Source organism: Marinovum sp. E3 (assembly GCF_055755275.1).
The window spans coordinates 2,493,703-2,506,460 of sequence record NZ_CM146908.1; the positions used below are offsets into that span (position 1 = coordinate 2,493,703).

General features: G+C 65.5%; 12 protein-coding genes, 1 tRNA gene and 2 pseudogenes. 9 read left to right on the forward strand and 6 right to left on the reverse strand.

Going from position 1 to position 12,758, the window contains the following annotated elements; translation table 11 throughout:
• The first annotated feature begins 45 nt into the window (after positions 1-45).
• The 7 genes from AC0J5K_RS12120 to AC0J5K_RS12150 all read left to right on the forward strand — a co-directional run bounded on the left by AC0J5K_RS12120 (position 46) and on the right by AC0J5K_RS12150 (position 6,610).
• A complete protein-coding gene (locus AC0J5K_RS12120) occupies positions 46-339 on the forward strand; it encodes a hypothetical protein (protein WP_048530496.1) in 294 nt (97 codons plus the stop codon).
• Between the two features lie 85 nt (positions 340-424).
• On the forward strand, positions 425-1,711 hold the full coding sequence (locus AC0J5K_RS12125) for a homoserine dehydrogenase (protein ID WP_274564501.1): 1,287 nt from the start codon (positions 425-427) through the stop codon (positions 1,709-1,711).
• Positions 1,712-1,796: 85 nt separating this feature from the next.
• Entirely contained in the window at positions 1,797-2,942 is a 1,146-nt protein-coding gene (locus AC0J5K_RS12130; protein WP_274564502.1) for an HPP family protein, read from the forward strand.
• A gap of 111 nt (positions 2,943-3,053) precedes the next feature.
• Positions 3,054-4,016, forward strand: a complete 963-nt coding sequence (gene glpX / locus AC0J5K_RS12135) for a class II fructose-bisphosphatase (protein WP_074835411.1) — start codon at positions 3,054-3,056, stop codon at positions 4,014-4,016.
• The gene (locus tag AC0J5K_RS12140; RefSeq protein WP_074835413.1) at positions 4,016-4,582 is read left to right on the forward strand and encodes a cysteine hydrolase family protein; all 567 of its coding nucleotides are present in this window, start codon (positions 4,016-4,018) and stop codon (positions 4,580-4,582) included. The genes glpX and AC0J5K_RS12140 overlap by 1 nt, the downstream gene beginning before the upstream one ends.
• Positions 4,579-6,327, forward strand: a complete 1,749-nt coding sequence (gene recJ / locus AC0J5K_RS12145; protein ID WP_074835414.1) for a single-stranded-DNA-specific exonuclease RecJ — start codon at positions 4,579-4,581, stop codon at positions 6,325-6,327. The genes AC0J5K_RS12140 and recJ overlap by 4 nt, the downstream gene beginning before the upstream one ends.
• A 208-nt stretch (positions 6,328-6,535) precedes the next feature.
• Positions 6,536-6,610, forward strand: a tRNA-Glu gene (locus AC0J5K_RS12150).
• 272 nt (positions 6,611-6,882) lie between these two features.
• On the opposite strand, the pseudogene AC0J5K_RS12155 reads toward AC0J5K_RS12150, so the two are convergent.
• Positions 6,883-7,185, reverse strand: a pseudogene (locus tag AC0J5K_RS12155) (IS3 family transposase); the annotation flags it as partial.
• Between the two features lie 44 nt (positions 7,186-7,229).
• On the opposite strand from AC0J5K_RS12155, the pseudogene AC0J5K_RS12160 reads away from it, so the two are divergent.
• Positions 7,230-8,401: pseudogene (locus AC0J5K_RS12160) on the forward strand (IS3 family transposase); the annotation flags it as partial.
• Positions 8,402-8,732: 331 nt separating this feature from the next.
• Here AC0J5K_RS12160 and AC0J5K_RS12165 read toward each other — a convergent pair.
• Positions 8,733-9,752, reverse strand: a complete 1,020-nt coding sequence (locus AC0J5K_RS12165; RefSeq protein WP_074838651.1) for an IS110 family RNA-guided transposase — start codon at positions 9,750-9,752, stop codon at positions 8,733-8,735.
• Between the two features lie 100 nt (positions 9,753-9,852).
• Between AC0J5K_RS12165 and AC0J5K_RS12170 the strand changes: the two genes are divergently transcribed.
• On the forward strand, positions 9,853-10,239 hold the full coding sequence (locus AC0J5K_RS12170) for a helix-turn-helix domain-containing protein (protein WP_074840646.1): 387 nt from the start codon (positions 9,853-9,855) through the stop codon (positions 10,237-10,239).
• 21 nt (positions 10,240-10,260) lie between these two features.
• Here AC0J5K_RS12170 and AC0J5K_RS12175 read toward each other — a convergent pair whose 3' ends face one another.
• From AC0J5K_RS12175 to AC0J5K_RS12190, 4 genes are read right to left on the reverse strand one after another with little or no spacing between them, the layout of a single operon-like run.
• Entirely contained in the window at positions 10,261-11,247 is a 987-nt protein-coding gene (locus AC0J5K_RS12175) for a tyrosine-type recombinase/integrase (protein ID WP_274563392.1), read from the reverse strand.
• Positions 11,234-11,443: a hypothetical protein gene (locus AC0J5K_RS12180; protein ID WP_139211567.1), complete on the reverse strand. Its 210-nt coding sequence runs from the start codon at positions 11,441-11,443 to the stop codon at positions 11,234-11,236. Before AC0J5K_RS12180 ends, AC0J5K_RS12175 begins: the two co-directional genes overlap by 14 nt.
• Entirely contained in the window at positions 11,443-12,180 is a 738-nt protein-coding gene (locus AC0J5K_RS12185) for a hypothetical protein (RefSeq protein ID WP_074840642.1), read from the reverse strand. The genes AC0J5K_RS12180 and AC0J5K_RS12185 overlap by 1 nt, the downstream gene beginning before the upstream one ends.
• A 57-nt stretch (positions 12,181-12,237) precedes the next feature.
• Positions 12,238-12,684: a hypothetical protein gene (locus AC0J5K_RS12190; protein ID WP_074840640.1), complete on the reverse strand. Its 447-nt coding sequence runs from the start codon at positions 12,682-12,684 to the stop codon at positions 12,238-12,240.
• Between the last annotated feature and the right edge of the window lie 74 nt (positions 12,685-12,758).

Consider the following 12,758-nt stretch of genomic DNA (forward strand, 5'->3'; position numbering starts at 1 on the left):
CGCCGCCGATGCGGCATGAGGAAGGGAGCAATTTGCGGAGCCCTCATGCGCCTGATCCGGTTAAGTTTCTGCCTGAGCCTGGCGGCCTGTACCCAGTTTCCCGAACTGGCCGACAGCGAGGGTCCGGCGGTGGACGCCGCGCCCTATCCCCGGCTGCTCAGCGTCGAGGAACTGGCCGCCGTGCCGGAGGCCACCACCTCGACCGCCCTGGCCGAAGGTCTGCTGGCGCGCATTCGGGGGCTCGAAGCGCGCACCGCGCGGCTGCGCCGTCCGGTGATCGACCGGGGCACCCGGGCGCGCATGGCCCGGGGCGTCGGCGAGATCGTCCTGCCCGAATAGACGGCAGGGCGCATCCTTGCCGTTGCACCCTGCCGCACTTGGCGATACATCGCGCGAAACGCCTGATCTTGCCGGAGGACCCCCCATGACCACACCCCTACGCCTTGGTATCGCCGGGCTTGGCACGGTCGGCACCGGCACGGTCAAGATCGTCCGGCAGAAGGCGCATCTTCTGGCCGTGCGCGCCGGGCGTCCGATCGAGATCAGCGCCGTCTCGGCCCGCACCCGCGACAAGGATCGCGGCGTGAACCTCGCGGCCTACGATTGGGAAGACGATCCGGTGGCCCTGGCCAAGCGCGATGACGTGGATGTCTTTGTCGAGCTGATGGGCGGCTCGGACGGGCCGGCCAAGGCCGCGACCGAGGCGGCGCTCAAGGCCGGCAAGGACGTGGTCACCGCCAACAAGGCGATGCTGGCGCTGCATGGCCAGGAGCTGGCGCAGCTGGCCGAGGACCATGGCGCGGTTCTGCGCTTCGAGGCGGCGGTCGCCGGCGGCATCCCGGTGATCAAATCGCTTACCGAGGGGCTCGCCGGAAACGAGGTGACCCGCGTGCTGGGCGTGATGAACGGCACCTGCAACTACATCCTGACCCGGATGGAAAGCGCCGGCCTGCCCTATGACACGGTCTTTGAAGAGGCCAACCAGTTGGGCTTTCTCGAGGCCGATCCCGAGTTGGACGTCGGCGGCATCGACGCGGGCCACAAGCTGGCGCTGCTGTCGTCGATCGCCTTTGGCACCCAGGTGAATTTCGCCGGGGTCGAGCTGGAGGGCATCGGTCGCATCCTGATCGAGGACATCCGCGCCGCCGCCGACATGGGCTATCGCATCAAGCTTCTGGGCGTGGCACAGATGACCGGCCGCGGGCTGGAGCAGCGGATGTCGCCCTGCCTGGTGCCGGCCGCCTCGCCGCTGGGGCAGCTCGAGGGCGGCACCAACATGGTGGTGATCGAAGGCGACGCCGTCGATCAGGTGGTGCTGCGCGGGCCGGGGGCCGGCGAAGGCCCGACCGCCAGCGCGGTGATGGGCGACGTGATGGACATCGCACGCGGGCTGCGGGTCACGACCTTCGGTCAGCCGGCAAAGACCCTCTCCGAGGCGCAGCCGGCACAGAGCGCCGCGCCCGCGCCCTATTACCTGCGGATGACCCTGCGCGACAGGCCGGGCGCCCTGGCCAAGGTGGCGACGCTGCTCGGCGCCTCCGGAATCTCGATCGACCGGATGCGGCAATACGATCACGCCGACGAGGCCGCGCCGGTGCTGATCGTGACCCACAAGACCCAGCGCTCGGCATTGAACGAGGCGCTGGATGCCATCGGCACGACCGATGTGGTGCTGGGCGATCCGGTGGCGCTGCGCATCGAAGAGGTCTGACGACGGGGCGCTGCGCGAATTGCGCGATGCTTGAACTTCGGGGGGTTTGCTGAAATTTTGCGCGCAGTCGCAAAAGGGGCCCGTCTTGCACATTCTGCGTTCTCTTGGCCCTGCCGTGGCCGGCCCCGCGCCCGGTGAGGCGCTGCGCGCCGGGGTCGGCGCCTTTGCGGGCCTTGCCCTCGTCGGGCTGTTCCTGCTCTCGCCGGTGGTCGATCTCGAACTCGGGCTTTATCTGGTTGCGCCTTTCGGGGCTTCCTCGGTGCTGCTGTTCGCAGTGCCCAACAGCCCGCTGGCGCAGCCCTGGTCGGCCATCGTCGGCAATACCCTGGCGGCGCTGGTGGGGGTCACGGTGGCGCTGCTGCTGCCCGAGTCCGCGCTGCGTATCGCGCTTGCGGTCGGGCTGGCGGTGACGGTGACGATCCTGTGCCGCGCGGTACATCCGCCGGCCGGCGCGGTGGCGATGACGGCGGCGATGAGCCCCGAGGCGGTCGAACGCCTGGGCTTCTGGTTTGCGCTGGCGCCGATCGCCCTCGGCACGGCGGCGCTGGTGGCCCTGGCGGCGGTCTATGCCCGGCTGACCGGGCGCCACTATCCGCTGCGGCAATTCGACGACCCCGGCCACCATGGCACCGAGGATGCCGATCCGGTCGAGCGACTGGGGCTGTCCGAGGAAGAGCTGGCGGCGATCCTCGAGCGTTATCGCCAATCCCTCAACCTCGGGGTCGAGGATCTGGCCCGGCTGATCGGCGCCGCCGAGCTTCAGGCGGCGTCCCATCGCACCGGGCCGCTCGCGGCTGCCGACATCATGTCGCGCGATCTGGTCACCGTGACGCCCGAGACCCCGCTGACCGAGGTGGCGCGTCTCTTTGCCCGGCACCGTTTCACCGCCCTGCCGGTGGTCGGGCCCGGGGCGCGGTTTCTGGGGGTGATCTTTCAGATCCACCTGATCACCCGCGCCCGCGAGGACGCCCTGCGCCTCGACCGGGGCTTCGGGCCGGCGCTGAAACGGCTGCTCGACCGCGACCGCGACCGGCCGGTGGCGGCCGCCGAGATCATGTCGGTTGCCGGGCCGCGCGCCACCGCCGAAACCCCGATCGCCGCGCTGATGCCGATGATGGCTGGCGCGGGGATCGATGCGGTGCCGGTCCTGGACCGTGGCCGGATCATCGGCATCGTCACCCGCACCGATTTCATGGCGGCGCTGGCCCGGCACACGGTGCGCGCGCCCTGAGCGGCCGGAAATGCGCCGCCCCGCGCGCCCGGCACGCCGCAACCCACTTGCGGCCCCGTCCCCGCACAAGGTAGTCAGAGGCCGACGCTTCTGTTGCAAAGGATTTCGCCGATGGCTCCCAAGGATTTCAACGACCGCATGCTGTCTCTGGGCCTCGCCCGGGTGGCCGAACAGGCCGCCATCGCCAGCGCCAAGCTGATTGGCCGCGGGGACGAGAAAGCCGCCGACCAGGCCGCCGTCAACGCGATGCGCGATCAGCTCAACCAGCTCGACATCCAGGGCACGGTGGTGATCGGCGAAGGCGAACGCGACGAGGCGCCGATGCTGTTCATCGGCGAAGAGGTCGGCACCGGCAAGGGCCCGGCGGTGGACATCGCGCTCGACCCGCTGGAAGGCACCACGCTGACCGCCAAGGACATGCCCAACGCCCTGACCGTGATCGCCATGGGTCCGCGCGACTCGATGCTGCATGCGCCCGATGTCTACATGGACAAGCTGGCAATCGGCCCCGGCTTCAAACCCGGCGTGGTGACGCTGAGCATGAGCCCCTCCGAGCGGGTCTCGGCGCTGGCCGCCGCCAAGGGCTGTTCCACCACCGACATCACCGTCTGCGTGCTGGAGCGTCCGCGCCATGAAGAGATGATCGCCGAGCTGCGCGCCACCGGCTGCGCGATCCGGTTGATCACCGACGGCGACGTCGCCGGTGTCATGCATTGCGCCGAACCTGAACTGACCGGCATTGACATGTACATGGGCTCTGGCGGCGCCCCCGAGGGCGTGCTGGCCGCGGCGGCGCTGAAATGCATGGGCGGGCAGATCTATGGCAAGCTGATGTTCCGCAACGACGATGAAAAAGGCCGCGCCACGAAGGCCGGGATCACCAACTTCGACCGGGTCTACACCCGCGACGACATGGTGACCGACCATGTGATCTTTGCCGCAACCGGCGTCACCTCGGGCTCGCTGCTGCCGGGGCTCAAGCGCACGCCGGGCTGGACCACCGCCGAGACGCTGCTGATGCGGTCCAAGACCGGATCGGTGCGCCGCATGATCTATCGTCACCCGGAAGAGTGATGGCGGCAACCGCCCTTGTGATGATCGACTTCCAGGCCGGGTTTCGCGATCCGGCCTGGGGGGCGCGCAACAACCCCGACGCAGAGGCCCAGGCCCTGCGGCTGGCGGATCACGCGCGCGCGCAGGGCTGGCCCCTGCATATGGTGCGCCATCTCAGCACCACCCCCGGCAGTCCGCTGCACCCCGAAACCGGCGATATCGCCTTTCTGCCCGGGTTCGCCCCGCTGGCCGGCGAGGCGCAGCACGAGAAATCGGTCAATTCCGCTTTCATCGGCACCGGGCTCGAGACCGGCCTCCGCGCGCAGGGCGTGACGCATCTGGTGATCTGCGGGCTGACCACGCCGCATTGCGTCTCGACCTCCTGCCGCATGGCCGCCAACCTCGACTTCGCGGTGACGCTGGCGCATGACGCCTGCGCCGCCTTTGCCGGCAATGCCGACACCTCGTGGCGGGCGGGCCTTGTCGCGCCCGACCCCGAGGCGATCCACGACGCCGCCATCAGCCATCTGCATGGCGAGTTCGTCACCGCCCGCAGCACCGCCGAAATCACCGGGGGCGCCGGATGACCGCATTCCTGAATGTCGAGCGCTCGCTTACCGGCCGCCGCTGGATCGGCCCCGGCCTGGCCGTCGAACGCCAGGCCGATCTGCTGGAGCAGGCCACCGCCCTGCCCCGCGCTCTGGCGCAGGTGCTGGCGCGCCGCGGGGTCGAGGCCGCCGAGGCCCAGGCCTTTCTCGAACCGAAGCTGCGCGATCTTCTGCCCGACCCGCGCCAGATGCGCGACATGGACAAGGCCGCGGCGCGCCTGCTGCGGGCGCTGAAGGCCGGCGAACGCATTGCGATCTTTGCCGATTACGACGTTGACGGCGGATCTTCCGCGGCGCTGCTCATCGCCTGGCTGCGGCATTTCGGGCGGCAGGCGACGCTTTACGTGCCGGACCGGATCGACGAGGGCTATGGCCCCAATGAACCGGCAATGGCCGCCCTGGCGCGCGACCATGACCTGATCCTCTGCGTCGATTGCGGCACGCTCTCGCACGGGCCGATCGCCGCCGCCCGGGGCGCTGACGTCGTGGTGCTCGACCATCACCTCGGGGGCGAGACCCTGCCCGATGCGGTGGCGGTGGTGAACCCCAACCGCCAGGACGAGGATGGCGCCCTGGGCCATCTCTGCGCCGCCGCCGTGGTCTTTCTCTGCCTGGTCGAAGCCGGGCGACAGCTGCGCGAGGCCGGCGAGCGCGGGCCCGACCTGATGGCGCTGCTCGATCTGGTGGCGCTGGCCACCGTGGCCGATGTGGCACCGCTGACCGGGGTCAACCGGGCGCTGGTGCGCCAGGGGCTCAAGGTCATGGCGGGCCGGCAGAGGACCGGGTTGGTGGCGCTCTGCGATGCCGCCCGGCTCGACTGTGCCCCGGCCGCCTATCACCTGGGATATGTGCTGGGCCCGCGCGTGAATGCCGGCGGCCGCATCGGCAAGGCCGATCTGGGCGCCCGGCTCCTGTCCACCGACAATGCGGCCGAGGCCCGCGCCATGGCCGACCGGCTGGAAGAGCTGAACGCCGACCGCCGCGAGATCGAGGCGGCAGTGCGCGCCGCCGCGCTGGCCCAGGCCGAGGAACGTGGCCTCGATGCGCCGCTGGTCTGGGCCGCCGGCGAAGGCTGGCACCCGGGCGTCGTGGGCATCGTCGCCTCGCGGCTGAAAGAGCTGACCAACCGTCCGGCCATCGTGATCGGCTTTGACGGTGACGAGGGCAAGGGCTCGGGCCGTTCGGTGGCCGGCGTCGACCTCGGCGTCTCGATTCAGAAACTTGCCGCCGAAGGCCACCTGACCAAGGGCGGCGGCCACCGCATGGCGGCCGGCCTCAGCCTGACCCGCGCGCAGCTCGCGCCGGCGATGGAGCGCCTGTCCGAGCTGCTCGCCCGCCAGGGCGCCGGCGACGCGGGCCCGGCCGATCTGCGCTGTGACGGCGCGTTGATGCCCGGTGCGGCGACGGCCGAACTGGTGACCCGGCTGGAAGACGCCGGCCCCTATGGCGCCTCGGCCCCGGCCCCGCGCTTTGCCTTTCCCGACATGGCGATCCGCTTTGCCAAACGCGCCGGCGAGAGCCACCTGCGGCTGAGCTTTTCCGACGGGCTGACGCCGCCCCTCGACGCCATCGCCTTTGGCGCCTTCGACGGCCCGCTGGGCCAGACCCTGCTCGACCACGGCGGCGCACGGTTTCATCTGGCGGGCAAGCTCGACATCAACACCTGGGGCGGCCGTCAGAAAGTGCAGCTGCGCCTCGACGACGCGGCCCGCGCCACCGGGTGATTCCGCGCCTGTGGATCGTTTTCCGCAGAATCCCCGCCTCTCAAGTGAAGGATATCAAAGGCTTACCCGCCGCTGCGCTGCGCCGAAAAAAATCGCACCCGCGCGGGATTTTTTTCATTTTTCCGCTTGCGCAATCCCACCGCATTACTTAGAACCCGCCTCACGCCGCAGGGTTGGCCACACCGCCCACCCCGCAGCGACACAGAGTGGCCCGTTCGTCTATCGGTTAGGACGCCAGGTTTTCAACCTGGAAAGAGGGGTTCGATTCCCCTACGGGCTGCCACTTTTTCTCAATACCCATTGTTTTACTGGACGTTACCTCGTTCAGTGTCCCACGATTTTCGTGGCGTGGGACACTCTTGGCTTCCGCGGCGTTTTCCGCACTCTCTTCTACGCGCGGCACGCTCGGCGAGGCGCGCGCGATGGATCCGTTTGGCGTAGATGGCGGCGGTCTTCGGGTCGCTGTGCGACAAGTGCGCCATGACTTCGTAGACCGACCCCGACGCCTCGGCGATTTGAACCGCCCCGGTTCCATCGGAGGCAGGTTGCTTGGTCTCAGGCGACCATATTAACTCCTTCGATCGTTTCATAGAAGTTGCGCTTGGCATCGGCTGGCGGGATGTTCCCGACCGGCCCGAGAAGGCGGCGGTTGTTGAACCATTCGACCTATTTCAGTGTTTCCCATTCCACGGCATCGGCCGATCTCCACGGTCCAAGTCGGTGGATGACCTCGGTCTTGAACAGGCCGATGACCGTTTCGGCCAGCGCGTTGTCATACGAGTCGCCGACGCTGCCCACCGATGGCTCCAGTCCGGCCTCGACCAAGCGCTCGGTGTAGCGAATTGAGATGCCCCTAGATTTGTAGACGCTTTGCCCCCAAACTTTGAGGCAAGGAGGCCGACATGGGGACAAGCAATTACAGCGACGATTTCAAGCGCGATGCGGTGATCAGATTATGGTGCGGAGGTATCCGGTTCGGGAGGTTTCCCGGCGATTGGGGGTCAGCACTCATTCGCTCTACAAGTGGATGAAGCTGTTCGGTGATCCCGCGCCAAAGGTTCCGGTCGTGGATCATGAGGCCGAGAACCGGCGGCTGAAGCGCGAGCTGGCCAGGGTGACCGAGGAGCGCGATATCCTAAACTGAGGAGGATCAGGAAAGGCCCCGGTGGGGCGTTTCCCTGACGAAGGCAACGGTGTACTTCGCGCGAGGGTCCCAATGAAGTACGCCTTCATCCGGGCGCATCCCGGAGAGTTCGGCGTCCGGGCCATGTGCCGGGTTCTGCGGGTCCATTTCTCCGGCTTCTATGCATGGCTTAAGGAACCGTTAAGCCACCGTGCGCAGGAGGATGTGCGTCAGACCGAGTTGATCCGGCAGGCTTGGGCAGAGAGCGGCAAGGTCTATGGCTATCGCAAGCTGACAGATGATCTGCGCGACCTGGGCGAGCAAATTTCCGAGAACCGGGTGGCGCGTCTGGCGTCTCTGGCCGGGATCGCCGCCCAGGTTGGCTACAAGCGCCGACCGGGCCGCTATGGCGGCAAACCGGCCATCGTGGCTGAGAACAAGCTGGAGCAGCAATTCAGCGCCTCTCAGCCTGACCAGGTCTGGGTAACAGACATCACCTACATCAAGACCCAGGAGGGCTGGCTGTATCTGTGCGTCGTCATCGACCTCTTCTCGCGCCGCGTGGTCGGCTGGTCCGCCCAGTCCCGCATGACAACGGACCTGGCCTTGCAGGCCCTGCTGATGGCGGTCTGGCGACGCAAACCCGACGGAAAGGTCACGTTGCATTCAGATCAAGGCTCTCAATTTACCAGCCGGGAATGGCAGACGTTCCTTAACCAGCATAACCTGGAACCCAGCATGAGCCGACGCGGGAACTGCCATGACAATGCCGTCGCGGAAAGCTTCTTTCAGTTGCTGAAACGCGAGCGGGTCAAGCGACGCACATACCAGACCCGGGAAGCCGCCCGACAGGACGTGTTCGAATACATCGAACTCTTCTACAACCCGAAGCGTAAGCACACAAACAACGGCATGCTGTCGCCCGTTGACTTCGAAATCAGGCAGAAGAAAATGAAACAGGCAGGTGTCTACAATTCTAAAGCGTTTCGGCTTGAACCTGAATCGCGAGGGATTCCCTTGAGGCATCAGATGTGATTCATATGTGGACGCCGCCTATGGCAAGGGTTGATTTTGTCGGTTGCGGTGATCGGTTGCTTTCATATGTCCGGCCTGCTTGCGCGGCTGTCTTCTGCCGCTGGCCCTGATGGAAATCCGCCGGTGAGGTCCCTGATCAACCTGGCGCGCTTTGGAGGCGCGTTGAATCAGACGGGTTTGCTTCACCTTTGGCTCGATCGTTACGCATCATCGACTGCCATTGCCAATCTGGTTTCGGCCGGTGCTGTCAAACGGGTCGCCCGTAGGGCCTGTAGGTCTCGCCGCGCGTGAGCAGTACCCATGCGATGCGGGCGAGTTTGTTTGCGAGCGCGACAGAAACAAGCCGAAACGGCTTTTTCTCCAGCAATCCGTTCACCCAGTCCGTCATCGGCGTCGGGTTTCGCTTGGCGTGCCGCATGACTGCCGTGGCCCCGACGACCAGCAATCGCCTGAGATAGCGGTCGCCCTGTTTCGAGATGCCGCCAAGCCGGGTCTTGCCACCTGTTGAGTGCTGCTGCGGCGTGAGCCCAAGCCAGGCAGCGAACTGTCTGCCGGAGCGAAATTGATCCGGGTCCGTAACGGTCGCTGCGAGGGCGGTCGCGGTGATCACACCGACGCCGGGGATGGCCGCGAGCCTGCGGCTTGCCTCGTTCCCGGCATGCCAGGCCTTCAGGTCCTGATCCAGTGCGCCGATCTCTTCGGTCAATTCAGCGATCCGGCGGATCAGGATCTCAAGCGCCCGGTGGGCATAGGCTGGCAGGGCTTCATCGGCAAATGCCCGATCCGCCAGCTTCACCAGATTGGCGATGCCCGGATTTGCGACAAGGCCATATTCGGCCAAATGCGCGCGAAGCGCATTCGCGGCCATGGTTCGTTGGCGCACGAGTAGCGATCGGGTCCGGTGCGCCATCAGGATGCTCTGTTGTTCTACCGTCTTCACAGGAACGAACCGCATCGTCGGACGCCCAACGGCCTCGCAGATCGCTTCGGCATCCAGAGCGTCGCTCTTGCCGCGCTTCACGTATCCCTTGACGTAAGACGGCGGCATGATCCGCACGTCATGGCCCATGGCGATCAACGTCCGAGCCCAGTGATGCGCCGTGGCACAAGCTTCCACACCGATCAGGCAGGGTGGCAGCTTCGAGAAGAACGGGAGCATCTGTTTACGATGCAGCTTCTTCACCAGAACGGTCTTCCCGGCCCCATCCACGCCATGTGCCTGAAAGACACTCTTAGCCAAGTCCAATCCAATTGTTGCTATGTTCATCGGAACGCTCCTTTCCTGCTTTTGCGTGGTACTCCGCACCACATCTGGCGCTGAGCTCGCAGCGGCGTCCACATCATCATCCTCATTGGGAGGATGGATCATGTCAGCACCTTTGCCTGCGGCGCTTCGGAAACGGTTTCAGAGATATATTGAGGAAGGATTAAGCGGGCGTGCGGCAGCGTTGCGTCTGAAGGTGTCACCGGCCACTGGCGCACGGTGGGCGCGTCAGGTGCGGACCAAAGGTCATGCGGGACCGGCTCCCCAGGGACCTCCACGCGGCAAGGGAAAGCTGGCGCCGCACCAGGGTTTCCTTGAGGAGTTGGTCGCGCAAGACCCCGACATCACGCTCTTCGAGCTGCGCGATGCGCTGGCCGATGCCGAGGGCGTGCGGGTGCATCATTCTTCCATTGCCAACCTGCTGTCCCGGCTCGGTTTCACGTACAAAAAAAGTCGCTGGTCGCCGCCGAGCGCCGCCGCGCCAAGGTAAGACATCAGCGCGTCGATTGGTTCAGGCATCGGCTTCCCGCCGTCTCGGTCTTTCCTGAACGCGTTGCCCCATGTGATTGGCGATGTTGGCAAGGGACAGGCCCGCATTCAGCAGGCGCGTTGCAGCCGTCCCCCGTGCATCGTACAGGCGCAGCTCATCGGACAGCTTGGCTTTGCCGCGCCACTGGCGGACACCCTCGGACGCGCGATGCGGGGTCAGGGCATTGCCATTCGCATTCGTAAGGATCAGCAACCGGCCCGGCGGGGTCGTGTCGATCACCTCGGCCAGCGCCGGCGTGATCGGGATATGGGCCAGCCGCTTGCGCTTGTTCGTCCTGACGCGAAGGCGACGGCCGAGCGGCGTCTGCTCGATATGGGCAGGCGTCAGCTTGATCAGGTCGGCAGGGCGTAAGCCGGTTTCGCAGGCCGCGCAGAGAATACGGCGCACCCATTCCGGCGCGACCGCGTTGAAGGCTTCCCGGTCCGCCGGGGTCCAGACGATTTCTGAGCGATCCACCTCATAGAGCCGGTGGAGCTTGTGGCAGTGATGTTCGGACAGCTTGCCCTCATCCACCGCCCAATTGAGAATGCGAACCGCGTGGGTGCCCGCCATATCGTGCTGCTTGGGCGAGTGCTTCCATAGCGCTCGCCATGCGTTCACCTCGCCCCGTGCGCCGCGTTCCTCGAAGATGACGGCGGGCGCATCCTTGAAATGGTCCGCGAATCGCAGACCCCATTTCCGAATATCAGCGCGTGAACGCTCACCCTTGGGCATGGCGGTACTGGACAGGAAGTCATCCACCATCTGAGGCGTCGTGTAGTCAGCCGGTTTCGGGCGCGCAGCGGCATCCGCGTATGCTTGATAGAACGTGGGGTCGCTCGGCTTACGGTGGTCATCTTCCCAGAACTTGGGACCGCCGCGCCATGCGTAGAAGTGAAAACGGCTCTTGCCGTTGGCCAGCTTCCGCCGGACGCGGTGCACGCCTTTGGGCAGATCAGCTTGCGGCACGGCTTGCCCTCCACTTTTCGAGCGGTGTCATATCCGGCTTGGCAGCATCGCCGCCCGTCCCGGCCGTGATCAGGAACCGCTTGCCATCGGCGGTTTCCACAACGATGGACACCTGATCAAAGCCCGCAGCCTTCGCGGCCTCGAAAGCGGGCGTCAGGTCGGACTTGCGGATTGCGGCGGGGCGGCGCTCCATCATCATGCCTCCCCTAGATCGCGTTCGAACCAGAGGCCCTTGTCCGGTGTAAAGTCACCGTCGCGATGCCGCCGGATGCTCTCTTCCTCGGTCTCTTTCTGCATGGTCTCCCACGAAACCTTGTCGCGCCATTCGAGGTAGAACGGCAGGGCGCATTGAGAGAGGGCACTCGGGGCGATGCCGCGTGAAACCATGATGCCGCCATGCGCGCAGCGATCCTCAAGGGCCATGTCCTCGGGCCGGTTGCGGGTGGCAAAGTAGAGACCGGCGCGCTTGCGTTCGCCGTGCTGATACTTTCCGTCGATCAGCGGCGAATGCTCAATCGTGGCAATACGCTGATTCTCTTGCAGCTCAAGGTATGGCGAACACTCGAACGGCCCGCCGCCCTCGACACCCTCGGGGAACATGTCAGCCGTGAACATGTGCAGCAGAACGGATTCCAGCGTTGCGCCCTCGTGGACGCCGAGGCTGGCGGGATGGGGCCCATTGTAGCGGTCGGGCTGATAAGTCATGCTCGCGAACCGCTGATAGAGCTGCACCGCATGAGCGGCGGTGCCGGTGGCGAGAAGCGCAATCGTCAGGCGCACCGCATCGCGCGGATGCATGTGCGGGGCGTTCACCCCCCTTGCGCCGGAGGTGATCAGCCCCGCCTCTTTCATGAAGCGGGCATAGAGCGTCACGGTCTTTTCCTCGACCCGGTAGGCTTCCGCCACGATCTTTATGAAGGCACTCGATTTCATGCTTATTGAGTAACCCACGATAAGAGTGCACGTCAAGCATTAATGTGGAAGGTTCAGTTAGAGAGATGGGGATTCCCGCTCCAACCTGGCCGGGTTGTCCAGAATATCGCTGATCCGGTCCAGCTGCTCGGTCGCGCGCACCATCGCATGGGCCACCTGATCCGCCAAATAGATCGCTGCATCACGTTCCGGGCCATCGTCGTCGGTGGAGCCATGCTTGACCATAGCCTCAAGCGCGAAAGAAAAATGCAACGCTTTCTCAATGCCTTCCGGATATGCGCTGTATTCAAAGTCAAGTAGTTTCTTGGCGGCAGAGATGGCGTCTTGGGGATCGGACGGCAGGCTGTTTAGGTACGCTGCCTGTCGGTTCCGCAGGGTCTTCACCTCGTCTTTGTGCTCGCCCCACATGTATTGACCGCACAGGGCATGGCCCTTCGCCTGATTGTTTTCCCAGCTGCTGACGGGGCGCAATTCTTCATTCGCGCGGGCGCGTTCTTTGGTCATTGTCAGGGTCTCCTGATTAGGTTACACTTTTAGGGCAATGCTGCACTTTTAGCGCAGATTGCACTATTAGCGCA